Consider the following 22,212-nt stretch of genomic DNA (forward strand, 5'->3'; position numbering starts at 1 on the left):
TACGGCAAGAACTACGAGTATTGTGAACGATAGGTTACGATTGATGGTTCCCATACGCTCAAATCCGCTTTATGATCGACTGGTGGAGCAGCGGGATAGGCCAACGAAAGACCCAGTGATGCGTCAGGCCTGGGAGCACCTGCTTTTCGCTCACGCTCGATGCGATGCGGAGGCTCTTGCCCGTGACCTGCCACACGGACTGGAACTTCAGACCTTTGATGGCGACGCCTGGCTGGGATTCGTGCCGTTTGCGATGCGTTCGTTGCGTTCTTTCCAGCTCACATGGCCCGACTTCTTAGAGACGAATCTACGAACCTACGTAAACCACCCTGTTCATGGCCCTGGAGTGTGGTTCTATTCACTGGATGCAAGTGCCTACCTCCCTTGCTTCGGGGCTCGGGCTAATTTCAAGTTGCCTTATTGCTACGCCGGACTCGACTTCGTCGAGAACGCTGACTGCGTGGCCTACTACGGAACGCGAGTTGACCGCCAGAGACTACCGTGGGTTTACGAGCGGCCTTCACCAGACTTCCGTTACACCGCCGAGGTTCGGGTCAGTGCGGAACAGCATCCAGCAGAAGTCGAGTCATTCGACTTCTGGCTTCTCGAACGGTACCGGCTCTATGCCGCGGATCGTAAGGGACGATTGTTGACTGGTCGGGTTTGGCATGAGCCTTATACAGTTTCCGAACCAGACGTTTTGCGGCTAAGTGTAGAGTCTGGTGACCCCAAGTTTGGAGAACTTCACTTTGAGCACTTCCGATACTGTCGGGGAGTCAGAGTGGAGTGTTTCAAACCCGAGTGGGTTTAGTGGGTTCAGCCTTTTTGACAGGTGCCGGAATTCGGGCGAATACTAGCTTCGTGACTGGAAGTCCGGGCTTACTCGAAATCACTACGAGCCACCTCTTTCCGGTTGCATCAAGTTTCGCCGTCATCGAGCGGGATACCTTGGCTCCATTTTCGTTGGTCGTTATGAGAGTGAGGACTCCCATTTTCTCCTTCCAAATGCCAAAGCTCTTTCGGCGCTCAATGTCGGCTCCGTTCACGGTGGCGACGAATGTTCCGTCGGCTTTGAGTTCGATTTCGTAGCGAAGGCTTTTGAGGAACGCCTTGCTCATTTGAAGTTTGAGAAGTGCATCGGAGTCCATGCTCTGCGCGATTTTGCTCGGCCCGAGCATCGCGATCCCAATCCACTTACCGGACACATCTGCCCAGCCCGCCGAGGCGGTGAGAAGCGCGAGCAGAACGAGCAGTTGGCGCATAAACCGTCATTATTATGAGGCAAACCGCTAAACTAGTGACCGTGAAAGCGCAGTTGCTTTTGGTGGTCGCCCTGGTTTTAGTAGGGTGTGGTAGCGATTCTTCGGGCGGGGGCGGTTTCTCGTCACGCAAGAATGAGGGGTCTGCAACGACATTCCGCTATGCCCTTTCAAACAACCCGACCACTCTTGATCCGGCCAAAGTTCAGGACGTGGATACGATGGATCTGCTCGGAAACATCTTCGAGCCGCTTGTTCGGTATGGCGAGGATAACAAAGTCGAAGGCATTCTTGCTGAATCCTGGACGGTCTCCAGTGACGGGCTTGTTTATACGTTTAAGTTGCGCAATGCGAAGTTTCACGATGGCTCGCCGGTCACGGCTACCGATGTTAAAGCGTCCTTGGAGCGTGCGCTCAGTAAAGACATGGCATCTCCGACAGCGGAAACCTATTTGGGGGACATCATCGGAGCGAAAGAGCTCTTGGCGGGTTCTTCGAAGAAACTGAGCGGGGTTAAAGTTGTTGACCCTAAGACTGTTCAGATCTCGATTGACAAGGCTCGACCGTACTTTCTCGGCAAGCTGAGTTATGCTTGCGGATCGGTGATTCCGGCGAAGCAGGGGGTTGAAGAGATTCGTGAGATCAGGACCGCGGTGGGCACAGGTCCATTTGCACTGGAGACGTTTTCACCTGAGCAGCAGGTGACCCTGAAGGCCTTCTCTGATTATCACGGTGAGAAGCCTGCTATTACTTCGATCCAGAGGCGGATTATCAAGGACGCATCGACGCGGCTTGCGCTCTTCAAAAGCGGAGAAACCGACATGACGACCTTGGAGAAGCAGGACTGGGCGGCGGTGAAGAACGATGCCAAGCTGAAAGATGAACTCAAGTTAATCAACCGTCCGGCGGTTTTTTACTTGCTGCTTTCAGCTAAGGCACAGCCTGCGTTTAAGGATGTTCACTTGCGCCGAGCAATGATGATGGCGATTGATCGGGACCGAATCACTCAGCAGATTCTGGCAGGGGTTCCCACGGCAAATCGTTGGCTGCCTGAAGGGATCAACTCCAAAGCTCCGTCGGTAACTGCTTTTGGATTTGATCCAGCGAAGGCAAAAGCCGAGCTTTCACTGTCTGAGTTTAAGTCGGGAGACAAGGTTCCGCCGATCGAGATCACGTTTCGGGCTGAGAACTCAGATGCCAAAGCAGTCGTTGAGGCGGTCGCCGGAGACTTAAGACGTAATCTTGGCGTGACCGTTCAGCCGCGGTCTCTCGAATGGGGGGCAATCCTAAAAGCTCGAAACCGAGGAGAGCTGCCTTGCGCGTTCCTCAGTTGGTATGGCGACTACATCGACCCGCAGAACTTCCTCTCCATGCTCTTGACCACCGATGCTTCGGCGAACTTTGACAAGTGGTCGAACCGGGAGTTTGATACTCTGTGCGCCACTGCGGATGTTGAGCCAGACGCTGAACGACGGGCTGAACTTTACGCCAAGGCAGAAGCAATTATTCTGACCGATGTTCCAAGGATTCCGCTTTATCATCAGATTGACGGCGTGCTTGTGAACCCTCGGGTTCAGGGGCTTCGATACAATCTATTGGGCTCTTTGCCTCACAACAAGGTGACCCTCAAGTGAGGGTCGTCGCGGTCTATCCAGGTACGTTTGACCCGCCGACGAAGGGTCACGCTGACATCATTGAGCGGGCATCGAAACTCTTTGACAATGTGATTGTGGCAATTGGCAAAAACTCGCACAAGGTGCCGTTGCTTACCGTGGACGAGCGTTTGGAGGCACTCACTGCTATCTCTCAGCCCTATAAAAATGTCTCCGTTGAGTCGTTCGATGGTTTGCTCGTCGAGTTTGCCAAGGCTAAGGGAGCGAAGTCGATTGTTCGCGGGCTGAGGGCAGTCGCTGACTTTGACTATGAGTTTCAGATTGCGATGGTGAACCGGAAGCTGGAGCCAGAAGTTGATAGCGTGTTCTTGATGACTCGCTGGGAATATAGCTTCCTAAGCTCTTCCGTGGTTCGCGAAGTTGCTCTGCTAAAGGGTGATGTGAGCACCATGGTTCCGGACCCGGTGCTCACGATTTTGAGTCAAGCCGTCGAGCGACGGCTTAAGGGTTAACGAACTCGGGCTTCGGCAGATCAAGCCCCTTGATCTGCTCGAGGATTGCTTTCTTGTCGCCAACGAGGACGATCAGAGAATTCGAGCGATTGTACATTCGCTTCCCGATTGCGTTCAGTTGGGCCGCGGTGAGCTTGGAGACAGCAACTAGTTTTGCATCCTGTTTGGTTTGAGTTGTTCCCATTGCCTCGAGGCCGAGAGCCGTTCCCACGATTTCGTTCAAGGAGCCGTATCCCGTGACAATGTTGGTTCGGATCAGCTTGCCCGCCTTGCCAGCTTCTGTTTCGGTGACATCCATGGACTGAATCCGGTCAAGTTCCTTGATGAACTCCTTGAGCGAAGCCCCTGTCACGTCGGTACGAACCGACGAGCTCAGTCGGAGGTACCCGAAGCTGGCATTTGCGGTCATTGACGCTCCAGCTCCGTAGGTGTAGCCTTTGTCTTCCCTCAAGTTCTGGTTTAGCCGGCTGGTGAACGAACCTCCGAGGATGGTTGTCACGGCATCTAGAGGAGTAGCCTCGGCATCGCTCTCTTTGAGGCCGGGGAAGTAGAGGCCAATAACGGTTTGAACCGCATTCGGCCGATCCACGATCACGAGGCGGGATTTGCTGACGCTGGGTGCGGCGAAGCTCTGATAGCTTGCCGACTTAGCACCTTTCAGCTTTGCAAGCTTCGTTGCGAGCAGAGATTTTGCCTGCGTGATCGACATGCCTCCGGCGGCGAGGATCGAGTTTCCGCTTGCTCGTACCTGGGTGACAACCGCCTTAACATCCTTCAGGGTGATTGCTTTCAGGCTAGCTTCAGTTCCGCTTGCCGGACGGGCGTAGGGGTGGGTTGCGCCAAAGAACTCGCGCATTGCGACCTTTCGGGCGACGGAATTAGGGTTATCATTCTCCTGCTTCACCTGGGCCATCACTTCGTCTTTGAGGTCCTTGAAATCGGAATCTGCCAGCGTTGGCGAGAGGATTGAGTCGACCATGAGGTCGATGGCCGCGGACGCATTGGAGAGAGGGGCGGTCAGGCTGAAGGTCGTTCCCGAAGTTCCAGTCGTGACGTTCAGGTTTGCTCCGAGGGCGTCAAGGAGTGCAGAGGTGTCGCTGGCCGACTTTCCCTTTGCACCGCGAACCATCATCTCAGTTGCCAGGTTGACGAGCCCTTCTTTACCTTTGGGATCGGCAAATGTGCCTTGGGAATACTGGACGCTTACAGTCACCTGAGGGACACCAGCGCGGCTCCAATAGCGGATGCCACCGATGTCGGTTGGCTTTGGAGAAGTAAACGTTCCTGCTTCATCAATCGACGGCTGGGTGTCGCGGGGATTCTGCTCGGCGGAGGTCGATTCTGGCACGACGCGCAGAGTTAAGCGAGGTTTGCCAACTAGCGAGTTCGCCACTGCCTGCTTCACTGCCGCTGGAGTCAGGGCCTTATAAGCGTCGATCTCCTTCTGGAAGTAGTCAGGCGTTCCGTAGTAGAATTCGTACTCGTTCATCTTGTCCGCCTTCTGATCGAGGCTTTGGAGCGTGCGCGCCGTTGCGCTTTCTCGGCTGGCGACGACGCGCTTGAGTTCGTCGGCGGTTGGTCCACTTTTGGCTAGTCCGGCGACGACACGGTCGATTGCGCGTTCCATTTCGACTTGAGACTTACCCTCAGCAACCGTTGCATCAATGTAGAACACCGAGCCGAGGTAGCTGGAGTCTTGGTAAGCAGAGACGTCTGAGGCGAGTCCTAGCTTGCTGACGACTTCCTGTTGCAATCGGCTGGCGAGTCCGCCAGCGAGAATTGTCCCCGTGGCTTTCAAGGCGAGATCACCCACTTTGCCGTATGCTGGCGTATGGTAGCAGAGGAAGGATTTGGGCGCGGAAACAGCGTCCACCATCGTAACGGTGCGGCTTTCAAACTTGAACGGCTGGACCAGTTTGCGTCCGATATCGTTCTTGCGAGGCAACGTGCCAAACAATTTCGCAATTACAGGTTTGATCTTTGCGGGATCAAAGTCGCCAGCGACGATCAGAGATGCGTTGTTCGGGACGTAAAACTGGTTAAAGAAGTCTTTAACATCCTGCACCGATGCCGCAGTCAAGTCCTCGTGGGAACCAATCACCGATGTGCTGTAGGGGTGACCCTTGGGATAGAGCAGGCCAGGCATGGCCTCCTGGGCTTTGCCGTAGGGTTCGTTCTCAACATTCTGCCGTCGCTCGTTCTTCACGACATCGCGCTGGAGATCGACCTTCTTCTCGGTCATGTTTTCGGCGAGAGCTTCAAGCCGATCTGCATCCAGCCAGAGCAGAGTGGGAAGAATGTTCGAGGGACCGAAGGAGAAATAGTTCGTTCGATCCGTAGAGGTTGAGGCGTTGTTGTATCCTCCAGCCTTCTCCATGATCTGGTCGAATTCGCCGTTCGGAACCCGCTTGGTTCCCATGAACATGAGGTGCTCGAAGAGGTGGGCAAAGCCGCTTCTTCGCTCGGGCTCGTCTTTGCTGGCGACGTAAAACCATGTGTTGATCGTCGCTACGGGCAGCGTCTTATCAACGTGAAGAATTACCTTCATTCCGTTCGGGAGGGTGTACTTCTCGAAGGGGACCTTGATTCCGCCGCTGGCTTGGCCAGCGAGAACCGTAGTGAGTGCGAATGTAGCGAGAATCGGCATACGGCATAGTCTATCGCCTTTGCGAGCACGATGGTTCCGGCTAAACTATGCGGACGCTATGATCCTGGTTATCGATAACTACGACTCCTTCACCTACAACCTGGTCCAGTATCTGGGACAGTGCGGTGCCGAAGTCGTGGTCTACCGAAACGACCAAATCACCCTTGAAGAAATCGTCGCTCTGAAGCCCTCCGGGATTCTCTTGAGCCCAGGGCCTTGCACCCCCAACGAATCTGGGATCTGTGTCGATATTCTTCGCCAAGCTCTTGCCGGGGCTCCGGGATTCGACGTTCCGGTGTTTGGTGTCTGCCTTGGTCACCAGGCGATCGGGTTCGTCACCGGTGCCACCGTTAATCGAGCGAACAAGACGATGCACGGAAAGGCGTCGATGGTTTCACACGACGGCATTGGACTGTTTGAGGGAATGCCAAATCCGTTTTCGGCGATCCGCTACCACTCGCTTGTAGTGGATCGCTCGACCGTTCCGGAGGGGTTTGTTGTGACCTCCCGATCGAACGATGACGACGAGATCATGGGGCTTCGTCACGAGTCGCTGCCGATTGAAGGGGTTCAGTTCCACCCCGAGTCGGTTCTCACCGAACAAGGGTTTAAGATGGTCGAGAACTTTGCCAAGCGCGTGGCTCAGCGGAGTTGATTGAGCAGTTCCTGCCGGACACGTTTGCGCTGGATGTGTCTTGGCTCCGATGTGACGCTGAGAAGTTTCGGCTGCTCATTTTCGTTGCTCACCCGAATGATGTAGGTCCCCTCGCCTTTCTCGAATTGGCAGTAAGCGTAGTAGCTGAACTCGTTCTTGCCGCTGGTCATATCGCCCATGTCGGCCATTCCCATGATGTTGGTGATCTCTTGAAACTTGCCCAGTGACTTCTCGAGCTTTTGAGAATGCAGTTGTATCTCAGGTGATCCTTTTCGGTCCTGATGAGCGGCTATCAACTCGGTTCGGATGAAGTCTTTATCCCGGCCAACAATCGCCATGAAGCCTCGGCCATAGGTGGCACCGACAATGGCGAGGAGGAAGAGGACAAGACCAAAAATGGCCAGAATCGTGGTGAGAACTTTTCGTTTGGGTTGCTTCGCCATCGGCGATTTTCAACCCTTCCGATTACTTCTTAGTTCCCTCAGTAGTCTTCTTCAGTCGCTCTTTGGCTTGATCGAGACCGGAATCTGTCATTTCCATCAGCTCGTTTGAGTTAAGCGCAATCGAGTAGATTTTCGGTTTGGGACCGTCGTTGCGAACCGTTACCTTGAACTTCCCTTTCCCCTTTTCAAACTCACCATCGACGGTGAACGAGAGGTAGAAGCCACGATCTTTCTCGCCGGACTTGGTGACTAGGCTTTGAGGAACGTCTTCGACCTTTCCAAGCGTCTTGAGCTTGCCGAGTTTTTGGTTGAAGATCGCGAACCGCTTCTTCGTACCGTCCCGACCCTCGGGAGTGAGGAACTCTTTGTCGGCGAATTCGGCAAACACTGCCTCATCCCAGCTCTTTCCTGTTTTCTCAAGAGAAGTCGCGACGAAGGAACGGTTAGAGGCGATGGTCTCTTTCACGCGCTCCAACGTGGTTCGAGTGAGATAGAACACGCCTCCACAACACAGCACCAGCACCCCGATGAGGGAGGCGAGGAGGATGCCGGTCTTTTTGTTCATGCCGTTATCTTACTGGTTTGCAGCCTTGGCTTCTTCGATGTCGATATCCGTCGGAATTCGGAACATAAAGTCCGACCCGACGCCGACTTCAGATTCGCACCAGATTTTGCCCATGTGAACCTGCTCGACTAAGTGCTTAACCAAGAATAGGCCCAGGCCCGTTCCATAAATCTTTCGGTTGTCGTCATTGTTGACTCGATGGAACTTCTCGAAGACTTTGCCGAGATGATCCTTTGGAATTCCAAGTCCCTGATCCTTGACACCAATCAACAAGGTCTTGCCTTCGTTTCGGGCATGGATAATCACGTCGCCACCGTTTGGCGAGTATTTGATGGCGTTGTTCATCAGGTTCGTGAGAATCTGATCCATCTTGTCTTGATCGCCTACGATCAGCTTTGGAAGCGGATTTTCGATTTCCACCTTTATGGTGTGTTTGCTGGTTGCTTGCTTTTGAACCATCGCGACCTTATGAATAAGGTCTGTGACGTCGACGTGGCCATAATTCGGGCTGAGCGATTCGCCCGCCTCGATTCGGCTTGTGTTGAGCAGGTCATCAATCAGGCGGCGAAGTCGGTCGCACTCGCCAACAACGATGCCAAGGAACTCTCGCTGATCGTCCTTGGTATACATGTCCTCGTCGATGCCTTCGAGTAGAGTCGATGAAAAGCCTTTGATCGCGGTAAGCGGGGTTCGCAGCTCGTGCGAAGCCATGGCAACGAACGAGGACTTCATGCGGTCGATGTTTCGGATCTCGGTCACGTCGGCAAGGATTGCGACGACGCCGATTCCCTTACCGTCTTGCCCGGTCACGCTTGCAAACTGGGACTCATAGATCCGCTCGCTGTTGCCGAGCACCACGTAGGTCTCAACTTTGCCGGGATCGGTGCCGTCGATGAGCTTCTGGATGGCATCCACAACCGCCGAGTCCTTGATGACCTCGTTCATGTGCTTGCCGAGAGCATCCTGTGGAGCTTGGAACACCGCACGGGCGGTGGCGTTGACCTGGCTGAGCCGACCTTCGGTTGAAACCAGAACCAGTCCGGAGGTCAGAGACTCGAAGGTCTGAGCAAGCTCTTCCTTCTCTTCGACCACCTCGCGGTACATCTGGAGATTGGCGATGATCGAGCCAACGTTTCGCGCCATGCGCTCTAGGAGCCGAACGTCCTCGTCGTTGAAGTCTTCACCGTGTCGCTTGTTGAATGCGTGAAGTACGCCGATGGTCGACTTCTCAATGACTCGGTTCTCTTCGTCGCGCTTCTCGATGATGAGCGGTACGCAGACGCCATTGGAAACGTGAAGCAATCCGTACGACTCCTCGCGTGACTCTTCGTGGGACTCGATGTCGTGATAAATTAGAGCTTCGCCTTCGCGGAAGACCTTGCCGGAGATGCCGTGAGTTGCTCTAACTTTGAACGCAGCCAAGTGAGCTTCGTCGAGACCAAAAGCTGGCGGGATGCCTTTCAGCTCGCCGATTTCTCGGTCGTGGAACATGATGACGATCTTTTCCGCCTGGAGGATCATCGCGATGCGCTGGACGAGCCGGCGAAGAGTGATGTCGGCCTGGTCGATTGGGGTGACATCGACGGACTGCTCGGATCGCTGCGAAACGGGCAGATTCTTATCGGTCTCTAGCTCGCTAATTCGGCGATTGAGACGATCTACTTCCGCTTGCAGCTCGTTTATCCGCAGTTGACTGTTTGACAGTTCTTCAGGCATCTTGCAAAAAATCCTTTGTGATGACGACCAAAAACCGCCGCCACCTAAAATGACACGTCTAGTATGACCGTTTGTAGCGTATAAAAGACAGTAAGAAATGAGCGAAGAACACCCGGAAATTCCGATCTTTCCGCTGCACGCAGTGCTGTTCCCTCATTCACGCCTACAACTTCACATTTTTGAGACCAGGTACCGCCAAATGGTGTCGCATTGCATCGCTTCTGGTGGGTATTTCGGCGTAGCTCTGATCCGCATCGGCGAAGAAAGCGGGGAGCCCGCTGAGCCGTATCTCGTTGGGACCCTCGTGCGGATCGTTGACGTTCACACCTATACCGATGGACGGTTCGATATCAATGTTTTGGGACTAAGCAGGTTTCGTATTCGCCATCTGGATGAGACGATGCCTTATCTCACCGCTCAGGTTGAACCACTCATAGAATCGACCGTCTCGAACGAAGATGAGTTAGATGTTTTGGCAAAGGAGTGTCGCCAGTTGTGCGAGAACCTGATTCGCCACCAGTTAAGGGTGGCCGAGATGGACATCGACGTTCGCTTCCCGGACGGGCCGGAAGGGCTGTCGTACTCGATAGCTAACCTATTGGACTTCACCCTGCTGCAGAAGCAGTCATTCTTGGAGATGACGGACACAGTTTCTCGGCTTGAGGCGATGCACGCTTACTTGGCTGACCTAAACATCCCGAGTGAGACGGAGCCGAAGCGACTTCGAGCGATTGATTTGAGAGACTGGGTTTCTGTTAATTAGTCAAATCACTGAATTTCAAACTCTTTATTAGTTTCCCTTAAGGTTTAACGAATCATTCTGAGTCAAAGTGGAATAATTGACTTATGATCGAAAACTCAGTTGATCCCGGAACACGGTTGAATGCTGACCGGATGCAACACCCCTCGGGTCACGTCAATACCCCGATCTCTGACTCGGCGATGTTTGCATTTGGAACGGGGGCCGAGATGACCGAGATGTTTGAAGTCGGAATCCCCGGGCGGTTCCTCTATTCTCGTCACGCCAATCCGAGCTGCGCGGCACTTGCGGTTAAGCTCGCCGCATTGGAAGGGACCGAATCCGCCTTGGTGACGGCCTCGGGGATGTCCGCAATTGCGTGCGCGATTCTTCAAACCTGCTCTGTTGGCGACCACATCATCGCCAGCCGAACTGTGTACGGTGGCACGTATGCACTTCTCGACAACTTCCTTCCACGTTTTGGAATCACCACCTCTTTCATCGACATCAACGATGGCGCGTCCCTTGCTTCGGCTTTGACGCCGAACACCAAAATGGTCTTCGCCGAGACGATGAGTAATCCTCTGCTGGCGGTGTGCGATATTCCTAGCCTAGCTACTTTTGCGCAGCAGAACGGGTTGACGCTCATGATTGACAACACGTTTGCGCCGCTCATTTGCAGCCCCGCTGAGCACGGTGCAGATATCGTCATTCACAGCCTCACGAAGTACATCAATGGCATGGGTGACCACCTTGGGGGCGTCATTTGTGGCGGTGAATCTCTTATTCAATCCTTAATGGATGTCAACACCGGAGCGACGATGCTGCTGGGGCCCTCGATGGATGCTGGCGTCGCTGCGGATGTCCGAAAGAACCTCCAATCTCTGCCCGTGAGAGTGCGTCAGCATTCGGCCAATGCGCTCAAAGTTGCGGGCAGGATCCAGGAGTCAGGTTTTCGAGTTGTGTATCCGGGTCTGGTTTCGCATCCTGACTTCGAGCGACTTGGCTCTTTGGCGAATACAGGCTATGGAGCGGGGGCAGTTATGACCCTCGACTGCGGAAGCCGCGACCGGGCCGACGTGCTGATGCAGCGCCTGAAAGAAGCCGGGGTCGGCTTCTTGGCAGTCTCGTTGGGTTACGTTCACACGTTGTTCTCGATGCCCGCCTGCTCAACCTCTAGCGAAATCCCCGCCTCGGAAAGGGAGCGAATGGGACTGAGCGAGGGATTTGTGCGGTTTTCAATTGGGATCGATGCGGACGGCGATTGGCTTGCCTCGCAGATTGTCGACATCACTAAATCGGTTCTCTCGTAGAATAGCAACGTGATTTTCGCTGCACTCGCTCTCGCTCCGACTTACTACAGAGGGGTCGATGCCTCATTCATCCCAGAATATCGGGATCTGAAGGCGGAGTTCTTTGTGGGTGCAAAGAAGACTGAACCTTTGACCGCGTTCGCCGGGGCCGGTGTCAATATTCTGAGGCTGCGGGTTTGGGTGAACCCGCCCAAGGGGTACTGTGACCTGGCTCATACGCTCCAGATGGCGAAGGAGGCCAAAGGGGTCGGGATGGAGACCCTGATTGACTTCCACTATTCCGACGACTGGGCCGATCCTCAGCACCAGATCACGCCTTTGGCGTGGCAGAAGATGAACCTAAAAGAGCTCTGCGAGGCGACTCGGGCTCATACCAAACAGGTTTTGGATGCATTGATCAAACAAGGCACTCCTCCGAAACTGGTCGCAATCGGGAACGAGATACGTAATGGGATGATGTGGCCGCTCGGCAAGCTTCCTGAAGGCGGCTACGACAATCTGGCGGCGTTGCTTAAAGCCGGTTTGCAAGGCGCGGCACAAGCCGAAGGTAAGCGAGATCGCTGGCAGACTCAAATCCACCACGATTCGGGCGGTGACGCCAAGGCCTGCCGAGTATTTTTTGACAACTTGAAGTCCTGCGGGGTGAAGTACGACACGATCGGTCTGAGCTACTACCCCTGGTGGCACGGCACGTTTGACCAACTGCGCGAAAACCTAGCGACGCTTGCAGAGCGGTACCGCAAGCCGGTGATGGTTGCCGAAACGGCTTACCCGTTCAGCTTCAAATGGGCGGACGACACCGGAAACTTCGTGTGGGAGAAGACGGATATGAAGTGTGCGATTCCTGCTACACCGGAAGGTCAGGCACTGTTTCTGCGCGAGCTTCACAAAGTCGTTCGAGCGACTCCGCGTGGACTAGGTGCAGGAGTGATTTACTGGGCTCCGGAGTACGTCGCGCATCCGGGTATGAAGACACCATACGAAAACCTGGCGCTCTTCGACTTTGAACATCGCCTTTTGCCGGGGGCTGCCGCACTCGCCGGACGTTAGGATTTCGCATCCAAGCGTTTCAAAATTTGCTCCATCATTTCTTGATGCTTTTCGAGCCTCAGTAGAATCTCGGTGATTTCGTGCTCGGCTCGCACGTTGACTTCAAAATCACTTTCCGCCCGAAGCTCGCTGTGACGGGACTGCAGATTCTGGCCGACCATGATGAGCGGCATGAGCAGAATCTGAATCACGTTTGAGATGAGGAGATAGGCGACAAAGGCAGGGAACGGATCGAACGCTTCGAGCCCAAAATGTGGGGCGAACGCATTGTAGGAAACCCAACACACTGTCCAGGTGAAGATCAAGAGGAAGAAGGACGGCGAGCCGACCTTGTCGGTGATCTTCAACGCGAGAATTTCTAGCGGACTCAGCTTGTCGCAGTGCTCGCGGTTTGGGTTGAGAACCGGCTTCGGCTCCGCCAGAACTTGATCTTTGGTTCGGTGTTGATGCCTGCGTTTGTAGATGCCCATTCACTAAGCTTAGTCCGGGTTTGCTAGCCTGAGTGCTGCAATACGATTTTTGAGGGACGGGTGTGTCGACAAAACCTCATCAAACTTAACTAGCTCATGAGGAGCCTCGTTGAGGGTGTGAATGGCGACCAAAGCCCTCTCCACCGTTTCACGACTACCAATTGTCTCCATCGCAAAGCGATCAGCTTCTCGCTCCGCTTTGCGCTTCTGCCAACTGACGACAGGAAGGATGATAAAGGAAATCAGCATGTTTGCGAAAATGCCAAGCCCGAAGAGGCTGATCTTATAGTTACGGTCGAGCCACTCGGCAAACGAGTAGTAGCCGAAGAAGAGCGGAACCTGCAACGCCAAAGAGAGCAGGATCCCTTTTGGCACGTGTTGGAATCGGATATGTCCAACTTCGTGAGCGATGATCGCTTTCACTTCCTCTTCAGGTAGTTTTTCAAGTAGTCCCTCGTTGATGGTGACAATGCGCCACAAACTGGCAGATGCATTGATCACCTCCGTCTTCTGGATTCTTACCCCGCGAATCTTTGCGTTCGCCCGCTGGGCGTAATCCATCGTGACGTCGTACCACTGATCGCCAGGACTAAGTTCGATGTGTGTTTCGTTCCTCTTCTTCCGGCTGATCAGCGCCATGGCTGCAAAGGTGATGACCATCGGAGCAAAAATGATGACTCGGATCAGGGTGGGGTTGACCCCGCGCAAGTACGGTTTCAAAAAGGGCATTCCAACCAGAAACGCCATCATGAAGATCAGAGGAATCATTATTAGCTTGAGAAACCACATTGACTTCTCGGCCTCAATCTGCTCCTTGGTCTTTGGGACTTTATCAATTCCCCGTCGCCTGAGTTTTAGTTTCAACCAGATTCGTGACCCCACGAAGCTTGTCCCCGCCAGAAGAACCATTGCAGGCAACAAAAAGTTTGTTGGTATTCGATTCAAAACCTCTGGTGTTGGTGCTCGATCCATTGCGCCCCGGCCCAAAACCATGGGAAGGACGATGAGCATTGGGAGTACGCCCGGCAGGGATTTCAGTATTGCCATCGGACGATTTTTGACCGACTCAAGATAGGCCGCTTGTACCTCTTCGGGCGATTTTGGGGGCTTTGATTCTTCGCCCGGAGTCCCGACGGCTGCTTGCTTGGCAAATTCGTCAGCGTTGCGAAGAGAAACGACAGCGGGCCACCACATTAGAATCGGCATCGCGAGCACCAGAACCAACATGAAGCCGATCATCAACCAGGCGACCGACTTTCCGAGCAAGGTCACAGTCTCATGGTAGACGAGCTTTGAGGCTGGTTTGACTTCCTTCGCGGAGAAGAAACTGGAGGTAGTTAGGTCGCGAGAGTCGACCTTTCCATCTACATTTAGCTTTATAAATTTTGCGTCTGACTTTCGGACGTAGTAGTAGATCGGCTTCGGTAAGACTTTGCTTTTCTCGAACGCTTCGACGAGCTTGGAAAAATTCCACTCAAAGTGACTGGTGTCTCCCGCTCTTCTAATGTAATCGTTTGCTTCGAGATCGACCATTCTCGTCTTCGTCCCTTCGGCTTCAATGAAGTCAATTTTTGGAAGATCCACCTCGTTCGCAATTCTCTTGGAGTCCTCAAGAAGTGCTTTTCGATTGACATCGAAAGGAACCATCACAAGTAGGTCGACATTATCGACCTTAAAGAGAATATGAACCTGCGTGCCCCTATCGCCTCCTATCAGGTCGACCCAGTTTGTGCCTTGATTCTCGCTCTCTCTGAGTGCGCCGCGCATTGCACTCGAATAACTCTCGGTCTGAAATCTAACGTCCTGGCCCGATGCAAACTGGGCCGATGCAAGGCTAGTCAAGAGCGCAACAAACAAGAGAACTGCGCGGACGTAAGTCACGTCTGCATTGTATCAAAACTGACCGTCTCTAAATGTAAAGATTCCAGCCTTTTGTCTCGCTAGGAGAATTCGTTGTCTCGTGGGTGATGTACCTGATCTGGTGAGCGGGGACAAAGAAGTTCATCCCGTCGACGGCGTGGATTTCGATGAAATCGCCGTAGACCTTGACGGTTGCGGTGTAACCCATGTCGGGTACTCCTTCGCCGATGAGCTTGAATTCAACCGTATGGTGCTGCTCATGCTCGCGGCGGATGATTCGGGCGATATAGTCGGACGTCGGGTGCATTGTTGACATGGCGTAATCCTATCACGATTGATTTGGGTTGCCAAGTTCCATATCATCACCGACGCGTATAAAGCGGATAAAACCGAGGACTCTTCCTCCGCCCCGCAAGAACCCGCTATAATCCCTCACCCATGGATGACGCACAGAAGCGTGAACTGACTCATCGGCTGATCAAGCGGCAACTGAACCTGAGCCTTCGCATTGCAGCGATATTTGTGCTGATCCTGGTCGGGCTTCCGCTGGTGAATCTGTTTTTGCCCGATCTGGCGGCGACAAACATAGGTGGGTTTAGCGCGACTTGGCTCGTTCTCGGCCTCCTCTTTTATCCCCTAACATGGGTGCTCAGTAGTTGGTTTGTCAGTGGCTCCGAGAAGCTGGAAGCCGAAATTGTAGCAGAGGAGTCGAAGTGAAGGCGGCTGAGTTGATTCCGCTGGCTTGGGTCGTTTTGGTGACCGTTGCGACCATTATGCTCGGCGTTTGGGCGACCAAAAAGTCGTCTTCGGCGAGTGATTTCTTTGTGGCCGGTCGTTCGGTTAATGTTTTTTGGAACGCTTCTGCGATTTCGGGCGAGTATCTGTCGGCCGCTTCATTTATGGGAGTGGCCGGGCTGGTGATGAAGAACGGGTACGACGCTCTTTGGTATCCGGTGGGTTATGCGGCGGGGTATCTGTTTTTGTTGCTGTTTATTGCGGGTCCGTTGCGGCGTTTTGGGGCCTATACGATTCCAGATTTTGCCGAGGGACGCTTTCACTCGCCAGCCTTCCGTAAGGTCGCGGTTTCGTTTGTGCTGTTCATCGGGTTCTTTTACACTCTGCCGCAGATGAAAGGCGCTGGGGTGACGATGCAAGGCATCATGGGCTGGCCCTACTGGGTCGGAATCTTGGTCGTTGGCTCGGTTATCACTTTCAACGTTGCGGTGGGCGGGATGAAGGGGATCACGCTGGTTCAGGCGGCGCAGTACTGGATGAAGGTTTTTGCGATTTCACTGCCGCTGTTTGTGGTGATGTCGGTTGTTGGTTTTTACAACAAGCCTTTAGAGACGGCTCGGGCGGACGCTAAGGGGATTCCTTCGATTCCAGGTGACGTGATCAAAATGAAAGGCCAGGCTGCGGCTCCCAATAATGCGCTGGCCCTATCCTCGGCTCGAACAAGTTTGGTCAAGTTTGAAACGGACGCAAAGTTGGTTGCAGTCTCGGTGAATCCAAAACCCAAGCCTGGGGATATCTTCGACGCGAGCCAAGCAATCACAGCGATCGGTTCTACCCTTGCTATCGACTCGAAGAGTAAGGATGTGACAGTTCCAAAGGACACTCTTATTCAAGTCACACCCTTTGAAGTGACTTCGGCCGAGGGGAAGGCCAGCAAGGCATCGCTCAAGCTTGAGTTTGCGGAGAAGTCTGAAATTCGGGTGACCGCGCCTGAAGGCCAGCCGGCTCTGGCTCCGAACGCTCCGGCGAACGGTAAGTGGCTCAACCCCTTTGGCCCGCTCACCAGCAAGCACGGATATCCGCTTCTCTACACCTACTCGCTCATCATCGCTTTGGTATGCGGAACGGCGGGTTTGCCGCATATTCTTGTTCGGTTCTATACCAATCCCGACGGAAAGTCTGCGAAGCGGACGACCCTTTGGGTGATGGTGATGCTGGGCGCGTTTTACGTGTTCACGCCGATTTGGGGCTCGCTGGGACGATTGGCGATGCCGATTCTTTATGCCTCCAACAGCACGGACTCGGCGGTGATCAAGCTGCCGATGATGGTCGATGGCGGCGGGGTTTGGGGCGCAATGCTCAGCGGAATTACCTCAGCGGGGGCCTTTGCGGCGTTTATGTCGACGTTCTCGGGATTGCTCGTCTCGATGTCGGGAGCGTTTGCCCACGACATCTATGGGAAGATATTGAAGCCTTCCGCTGCACCACAAGACAAGTTGAAGATGTTCAAGTTTGCCGCAATCGGCATCGGTGTAGTATCGATGCTCCTCGGCTTGCTGGTGGAGAGCTTTGATATCGCGATGATGGTCGGCTGGGCGTTCGCAATTGGTGCGGCCTCGTACTTCCCTTTGTTGCTTCTGGGTGCCTGGTGGCGGGGGCTTACTGCTAAGGGGGCGGCAAGCGGGATGCTCGTTGGCGGGTTGGCTTCATTGGCGGCGATTGTTACAACGATGCTTGTGGATAAGAAGGTCCTCACTTTGGATCTGTCGCCGCTGGTGAAGTCGTTGATGGAGCAACCTGCCATCTGGGCGGTTCCTTTGTCGTTGCTGCTGATGATTTTCGTGAGTAAGGCCACTGCCGGCGAAGTTCCGGCGGATGCAGATACGATCATGCTGAGGCTGCATGCTCCGGAGGAGCTGGGGCACTCGAAGGATTACATCAGCTAGTCGTTAGTTTCGGATTCAAAGGGCCAGTTACTGGATGGTCGGTGATACCCTCGGGAGCCTTGCCCGCCCAGGGAGCGAGTTAGCGGCCAACACAGAATATGCATCCAAAACATTGCATAACTGCGATCAACGCCGTATAATGCATCCGTAAGGCTGCACATATGGAAATCACTCGTACCTCTGATGCTCTCAGTAGCGAATTCGTCGTCAAAGCTCCGCTTGAAAAGGCGTGGGCAGCTCTCACCACTAAGGACGGGTGGGAGGCTTGGTTTAGCGACCGGGTGAACAGCGACTTTCAGGTGGGGAGTCCGCTGGTGATGTACTTTGACGGGTATGGCGAGCAAACGGGGACGGTCGTTGAGCGGGACGAGCACAGGTCGTTTGCGTATCAATGGCACCCGGGCGAGGGCGACTGGAGTGAGCGTCCAGATGCGGAAAAAACCACCGTTCGCTTTACGATTGAGCCAGTTGACTCTGGAACGAAGATCACCATGGTCGAATCTGGGTTCAGCAGGGTGCTTGAAGCGCGGCGTCCGAAGGCGTTTGAGGACAACACGGGCGGCTGGAGCTACATGATGAAGCAGATCGTGCGTTGGTTGGAAGACGACGTTCGCCAGTCCGGCTCGATCAAGGAGTAAGATGGCTTGCCACAAGATTTTCGAGGCCCTCGGCGATCCCACTCGGTTGGCGATCGTCGAGAGGCTGTCGGCGAATGGGCCGACGCCGACGGTTGAGTTGGTCAGTGATTTTGGAATGACCCGCCAGGCGGCGACCAAGCATCTGCTCATCCTTGAGAACGCGGGCATTGTTCGGAGCGAGACGAAAGGCCGGGTGATCCTGCGGATGGTTGAGCCCGCAGCAATGCATGAGGCGAAGGACTGGATGGATCGGCACGCGCAGCGATGGAGCCGGCGGCTGGATGCATTGGCGAGTTATCTGGATGGTTAGAAGAATTAGACGGGAAATCTGGGTGGGACCGCCACGGCTTTTAGCTGATCGTTCACCTTTCTGCTGAGCAGGTAGCCGAGCCAATAGCAAGCGATGTGACTAACCATATCGACCAAATTGAAGCCGATAGATGCGGTATTGATCAAGATCCGCAACGTTGGTATTAGCTCGAAAGACAGAGTGCAGAAGTGGGTGACGAGCGCATAGCAGAATACGGTGGCCAGTGGTTCGGTAGAGCCAACCGAGAGCGCGTTCATAGTTCGCTCGTCTTTTGACCGAGATCTGACAACAAGAAAATCCAACACATAGATTAGGCTGATCAAATTGACAACTGGCATCACGCTGAGCCAAGCCGCACCTTTGGAACTCACTCTGGGTTGAAGCCCACGAAGGCCAACGACGGTCTGCCACGCGAGTCCAACCCACTGGAAGACGATGACTCCGAATGCGATTGCGAACACCAAGTAGCCAAGTGCAAGAGGGGCAAAAAGGAGGAGCTTTCCCGAATCATCGAGATACTTGGGACCCCACACCAATTCGAACGTGCTCAGAACAGTGCTTGAACCAACCCACAGTCCGCCCCAAATCAGTCCGAACTGAACCAGTCGTTGGAGTTGCTGGGTAGGAACGAGGTAATCGGTTACATCTCCAGGACGGGGGTACTGAGAGAAGGACATTAAGGCAAATTATACGCTTTAGGTTCTTGAACCCGATTTTCAAACGGTTTCCAAATAGCTTTGCTTTAGAATGAGTGCATGAAACCTGCTGGATTCGTGACCATTGGAGCTTTGCTCGCTACTTTGACCATCGCACACCAACAACGGCCCGCGCAGAATCCGATTAAACCTGCGATGACGGACACGACGAGGGCGAACATCTACGCCGACAACTGGTTCATGCTCTACATCAATGGGAAGCCAGTCGCTGTTGATCCAATTGACTTTCTGCCGCATAACGTGGTGACACTCGACTTGTTACCTGAGTATCCGATGACAATTGCGGTGTTGGCGAAGGATAATGCAGACCCCAAAACCGGATGCGAATACGGCGACCATATTGGCGATGCCGGATTCATTCTGAAGTTCGCCGATGGAACGACAACCAACGCAAGCTGGAAGGCGAAGAGCTTTTTCACCGGTCCTTTGAACCGAGATACTCAGAATCCCAAAGTTAGTCGACTCGCGCTTCCAACAAACTGGTTTGCCAAGGACTTCGACGACTCCACGTGGAAGAACGCCAAGGAGTATTCCGAGCAGGAAGTTGGGCCCAAAAAGACCTTTTATGACTTCGATTTTAGCGGAGCGAAGTTCATTTGGTCGGACGATATTGCACTTGATAACACGGTGATTTTCCGGACAAAGATCGACAAGCTGGGCTGGAGAGCGCGTTGGACTACGAAACCGGATCTGGATGTATCCAAGTCACCAAGCGAGTGATTGGTTGAAATGCGATAGGCTACGCGTTGGGGCGTAGGAATCTGATCATGGAAACTGGGATTGACAGCTTTGCGGCGGTTCACAAGGACCCTTTGGACGGCTCGATATCGTCGGCGGTGGACCGATTGGAGATGCTGCTTGAGGAAATTCAGACCGCGGATGAAGTCGGGCTGGACGTTTTTGGAGTTGGCGAGCATCATCGGGCGGAGTTTTTGGACTCGGCTCCGGTGGTGATTCTTGCGGCGGCGGCGGCTCGGACGTCGAAGATCAAGCTTACAAGTGCGGTAACTGTGCTCAGTGCTGCCGACCCAGTTCGGGTGTTTCAGGAGTTTGCGACGCTCGACTTGATCTCAAAGGGCCGCGCTGAGATCGTGGTCGGAAGGGGGTCTTTTGGGGAGGCGTTTCCGCTTTTTGGACTACAGGCCGAGGATTATGATGACCTGTTTACCGAAAAGCTCGACCTACTTTTGACTTTGCAAGAAGACGTGAATGTGCATTGGAACGGACGCCACCGTCCAGCGCTGACGGGGCAAGGAGTGTACCCACGGCCATATCAGAAAGAGATTCCAATCTGGTTGGGAGTTGGCGGGACTCCACAGTCGTTTGTTCGCGCCGGTCTGCTCGGATTGCCGCTGATGGTGGCGATTATTGGCGGCGAATTCCGGCGGTTCCGTCCGCTGGTGGATCTGTACCGTCAGGCGTTTCGGGAGTCTGGGCATCCCGAAGAAGGGATGAAAGTCGGAGTGCATGCGTTCGGGTTTGTGGGTGAGACAACCGAGTTGGCGAAGGACACGTTTTTCCCGGGCTGGTTCCAGATGTTCACAGAGATCGGTCGTGAGCGCGGTTGGCCGCCTCCTTCGCGTGCGCAGTTTGAGGCGCTTTGCGGCGATAGCGGGGCCTACTTGATCGGCGATCCAGCGAGGGTTGCGGAAAAGGCGTTGGCAGCGAGCGAGGCGTTGGGCGGGATTCAGCGACTAACGTTCCAAAAGAGCTCTGCTTTGGTTCGACATGAGCAGATGAAGGAGTCGATTCGGCTTTTGGGGAACGAGGTCGCGCCCCTGGTAAGGGCGAAGTCCGGGCAGGTAGCCTAGGCGCAATGGACCTTCTCACAATTCGGCACGATCTGCACGCTCACCCCCAGATTCGCTTTGAGGAGACCTATGCGAGCGAGCTGATTCAGCGGGAGCTGTCGGCTCTGGGAATTGAATTCAAAGCTGGATTGGCTAAGGGCACCGGAGTTTTGGGCTATTTGCCCGCGACTTCTGATCCAGCGAGCGCCCCGACGATTGCTTTACGTGCCGACATCGACGCACTCCCGATTCACGAGGAGACGGGCAAGCCCTATGCAAGCACGATTCCGGGCCGGATGCATGCTTGTGGACATGATGGGCACACGACAATCTTGTTGGGGGTTGCTTCCGCTTTGGCAAATCAGGCGGTTCGACCGAATAACGTCTTGATGGTTTTTCAGCCCGCCGAGGAAGGTGGGGCCGGGGGAGATTTGATGGTCAAGGACGGTTGCTTGAACGGTTCGCTCCTGGGCAAGAAAGCAGACATGATGTTCGGGTTACACGGCTGGACGACCGTGAAGATTGGTCATGTGGCGACGAAAGTTGGGCCGATGATGGCTTCGACAGATGAGTTTTACGTCGAGATGGTCGGGCAAGGCGGACACGCGGCGGCTCCGGAGAGCACTCGCGATCCGATTGTGGCGATTGCGTCGTTCATCACGACGGTTCAGCAGATTGCTTCGCGGAACACCGAACCGTTCGACAACATCGTCGTGACAGTTGGGCAAGTTCATGGCGGAACCGCGAACAATATTATTCCGATGTCCGCGATGGTTCACGGGACGATTCGGACGATGAACGCGGAGACTCGGGTGATGGCGAAGAAGCGGCTGGAGCAGGTGGCCCACGGCGTCGCTGCGGCACACGATGTCGAGGCAAAGGTGACCATTAATGAAGGGTATCCGGTCGTGGTGAACCACGAAGACGCAGTTGCGCGGTTCGTGACAGTAGCGCGTGGCGTGCTGGGCGAAGACAAAGTCAGCGACAAAGCCGAGCCGACAATGGGAGGCGAGGATTTCGCTTATTACTCGTCGGAGTGCCCTTGTTGCTTCTACCAGTTGGGTCTGATTCCCGAAGGTGTCGAAGAGATTCCAAGCGTGCACACGCCGCACTTTGACTTCAATGATGATGCTCTAGAGATCGGGGTTCGCGTGATGACTGCGTTGGCGTTGTCGTAGCCCCGGCGTCCACGCCAGGATCCGGAACCCGGCAGGGACGCGCCAGAGTGTGCAGAC

Annotated in this window: 23 protein-coding genes; 14 read left to right on the forward strand and 9 right to left on the reverse strand. The window is 54.3% G+C overall.

The features are described from left to right. Positions 1–43: 43 nt before the first annotated feature. On the forward strand, positions 44–811 hold the full coding sequence (locus WCK51_00215) for a DUF2071 domain-containing protein (GenBank protein MEI7575288.1): 768 nt from the start codon (positions 44–46) through the stop codon (positions 809–811). Here the strand turns inward: WCK51_00215 and WCK51_00220 are convergent. Further along, complete coding sequence (locus tag WCK51_00220; protein MEI7575289.1) at positions 792–1,262, reverse strand: hypothetical protein; 471 nt, start codon at positions 1,260–1,262, stop codon at positions 792–794. The two genes, WCK51_00215 and WCK51_00220, sit on opposite strands and share 20 nt — an antisense overlap. A gap of 41 nt (positions 1,263–1,303) precedes the next feature. On the opposite strand from WCK51_00220, the gene WCK51_00225 reads away from it, so the two are divergent. Both WCK51_00225 and coaD read left to right on the forward strand, forming a co-directional pair. Continuing rightward, entirely contained in the window at positions 1,304–2,893 is a 1,590-nt protein-coding gene (locus WCK51_00225; GenBank protein MEI7575290.1) for a peptide ABC transporter substrate-binding protein, read from the forward strand. Further along, positions 2,890–3,384 (forward strand): pantetheine-phosphate adenylyltransferase, encoded by a 495-nt coding sequence (gene coaD, locus WCK51_00230; protein MEI7575291.1) that lies wholly within the window; start codon positions 2,890–2,892, stop codon positions 3,382–3,384. The genes WCK51_00225 and coaD overlap by 4 nt, the downstream gene beginning before the upstream one ends. Here coaD and WCK51_00235 read toward each other — a convergent pair. Further along, positions 3,374–6,031 carry a pitrilysin family protein gene (locus tag WCK51_00235; GenBank protein ID MEI7575292.1) on the reverse strand — a complete coding sequence of 886 codons (2,658 nt, stop codon included), beginning with the start codon at positions 6,029–6,031 and terminating at the stop codon, positions 3,374–3,376. The two genes, coaD and WCK51_00235, sit on opposite strands and share 11 nt — an antisense overlap. A 58-nt stretch (positions 6,032–6,089) precedes the next feature. Here WCK51_00235 and WCK51_00240 point away from each other — a divergent pair, with 58 nt between their 5' ends. Next, positions 6,090–6,686 (forward strand): aminodeoxychorismate/anthranilate synthase component II, encoded by a 597-nt coding sequence (locus WCK51_00240; GenBank protein MEI7575293.1) that lies wholly within the window; start codon positions 6,090–6,092, stop codon positions 6,684–6,686. Here WCK51_00240 and WCK51_00245 read toward each other — a convergent pair. Genes WCK51_00245 through WCK51_00255 form a run of 3 tightly spaced genes read right to left on the reverse strand, consistent with a single transcriptional unit; the run spans position 6,674 to position 9,410 of the window. Continuing rightward, positions 6,674–7,129: a hypothetical protein gene (locus WCK51_00245; GenBank protein MEI7575294.1), complete on the reverse strand. Its 456-nt coding sequence runs from the start codon at positions 7,127–7,129 to the stop codon at positions 6,674–6,676. The two genes, WCK51_00240 and WCK51_00245, sit on opposite strands and share 13 nt — an antisense overlap. 22 nt (positions 7,130–7,151) lie before the next feature. After that, entirely contained in the window at positions 7,152–7,694 is a 543-nt protein-coding gene (locus WCK51_00250; GenBank protein MEI7575295.1) for a hypothetical protein, read from the reverse strand. A 9-nt stretch (positions 7,695–7,703) separates the two neighbouring features. After that, the gene (locus tag WCK51_00255; GenBank protein ID MEI7575296.1) at positions 7,704–9,410 is read right to left on the reverse strand and encodes an ATP-binding protein; all 1,707 of its coding nucleotides are present in this window, start codon (positions 9,408–9,410) and stop codon (positions 7,704–7,706) included. 97 nt (positions 9,411–9,507) lie between these two features. On the opposite strand from WCK51_00255, the gene WCK51_00260 reads away from it, so the two are divergent. The 3 genes from WCK51_00260 to WCK51_00270 all read left to right on the forward strand — a co-directional run bounded on the left by WCK51_00260 (position 9,508) and on the right by WCK51_00270 (position 12,512). Continuing rightward, positions 9,508–10,173 (forward strand): LON peptidase substrate-binding domain-containing protein, encoded by a 666-nt coding sequence (locus WCK51_00260; protein ID MEI7575297.1) that lies wholly within the window; start codon positions 9,508–9,510, stop codon positions 10,171–10,173. An 83-nt stretch (positions 10,174–10,256) separates the two neighbouring features. Then, complete coding sequence (locus tag WCK51_00265) at positions 10,257–11,462, forward strand: aminotransferase class I/II-fold pyridoxal phosphate-dependent enzyme (protein MEI7575298.1); 1,206 nt, start codon at positions 10,257–10,259, stop codon at positions 11,460–11,462. Positions 11,463–11,471: 9 nt separating this feature from the next. Further along, complete coding sequence (locus tag WCK51_00270; protein MEI7575299.1) at positions 11,472–12,512, forward strand: glycosyl hydrolase 53 family protein; 1,041 nt, start codon at positions 11,472–11,474, stop codon at positions 12,510–12,512. Here the strand turns inward: WCK51_00270 and WCK51_00275 are convergent. From WCK51_00275 to WCK51_00285, 3 genes are read right to left on the reverse strand one after another with little or no spacing between them, the layout of a single operon-like run. Beyond that, positions 12,509–12,982, reverse strand: a complete 474-nt coding sequence (locus tag WCK51_00275) for a DUF1003 domain-containing protein (protein MEI7575300.1) — start codon at positions 12,980–12,982, stop codon at positions 12,509–12,511. The two genes, WCK51_00270 and WCK51_00275, sit on opposite strands and share 4 nt — an antisense overlap. Positions 12,983–12,991: 9 nt before the next feature. Next, positions 12,992–14,863 (reverse strand): M48 family metalloprotease, encoded by a 1,872-nt coding sequence (locus WCK51_00280; protein ID MEI7575301.1) that lies wholly within the window; start codon positions 14,861–14,863, stop codon positions 12,992–12,994. 28 nt (positions 14,864–14,891) lie between these two features. Next, positions 14,892–15,158 carry a hypothetical protein gene (locus tag WCK51_00285; GenBank protein ID MEI7575302.1) on the reverse strand — a complete coding sequence of 89 codons (267 nt, stop codon included), beginning with the start codon at positions 15,156–15,158 and terminating at the stop codon, positions 14,892–14,894. Between the two features lie 122 nt (positions 15,159–15,280). Here WCK51_00285 and WCK51_00290 point away from each other — a divergent pair, with 122 nt between their 5' ends. The 4 genes from WCK51_00290 (at position 15,281) to WCK51_00305 (ending at position 18,471) form a co-directional block, all read left to right on the forward strand. Continuing rightward, positions 15,281–15,559: a DUF485 domain-containing protein gene (locus WCK51_00290; protein ID MEI7575303.1), complete on the forward strand. Its 279-nt coding sequence runs from the start codon at positions 15,281–15,283 to the stop codon at positions 15,557–15,559. Next, entirely contained in the window at positions 15,556–17,523 is a 1,968-nt protein-coding gene (locus WCK51_00295) for a cation acetate symporter (protein ID MEI7575304.1), read from the forward strand. The genes WCK51_00290 and WCK51_00295 overlap by 4 nt, the downstream gene beginning before the upstream one ends. A 161-nt stretch (positions 17,524–17,684) precedes the next feature. Beyond that, the gene (locus WCK51_00300; GenBank protein MEI7575305.1) at positions 17,685–18,161 is read left to right on the forward strand and encodes an SRPBCC domain-containing protein; all 477 of its coding nucleotides are present in this window, start codon (positions 17,685–17,687) and stop codon (positions 18,159–18,161) included. Position 18,162: 1 nt separating this feature from the next. Next, positions 18,163–18,471, forward strand: coding sequence for a metalloregulator ArsR/SmtB family transcription factor (locus tag WCK51_00305; GenBank protein MEI7575306.1), 309 nt, complete (start codon positions 18,163–18,165; stop codon positions 18,469–18,471). A gap of 5 nt (positions 18,472–18,476) precedes the next feature. On the opposite strand, the gene WCK51_00310 is transcribed toward WCK51_00305, so the two are convergent. Beyond that, positions 18,477–19,148, reverse strand: coding sequence for a hypothetical protein (locus WCK51_00310; GenBank protein MEI7575307.1), 672 nt, complete (start codon positions 19,146–19,148; stop codon positions 18,477–18,479). A 78-nt stretch (positions 19,149–19,226) separates the two neighbouring features. On the opposite strand from WCK51_00310, the gene WCK51_00315 reads away from it, so the two are divergent. The 3 genes from WCK51_00315 to WCK51_00325 are packed head-to-tail and all read left to right on the forward strand — an operon-like array spanning position 19,227 to position 22,155. After that, a complete protein-coding gene (locus WCK51_00315) occupies positions 19,227–19,907 on the forward strand; it encodes a hypothetical protein (GenBank protein ID MEI7575308.1) in 681 nt (226 codons plus the stop codon). 47 nt (positions 19,908–19,954) lie between these two features. After that, positions 19,955–20,998 (forward strand): LLM class flavin-dependent oxidoreductase, encoded by a 1,044-nt coding sequence (locus WCK51_00320; GenBank protein MEI7575309.1) that lies wholly within the window; start codon positions 19,955–19,957, stop codon positions 20,996–20,998. A 5-nt stretch (positions 20,999–21,003) separates the two neighbouring features. Further along, positions 21,004–22,155: an amidohydrolase gene (locus WCK51_00325; protein MEI7575310.1), complete on the forward strand. Its 1,152-nt coding sequence runs from the start codon at positions 21,004–21,006 to the stop codon at positions 22,153–22,155. Positions 22,156–22,212 lie beyond the last annotated feature (57 nt).

This window comes from Armatimonadota bacterium, from assembly GCA_037138755.1.
GTDB lineage: Bacteria > Armatimonadota > Fimbriimonadia > Fimbriimonadales > Fimbriimonadaceae > Fimbriimonas.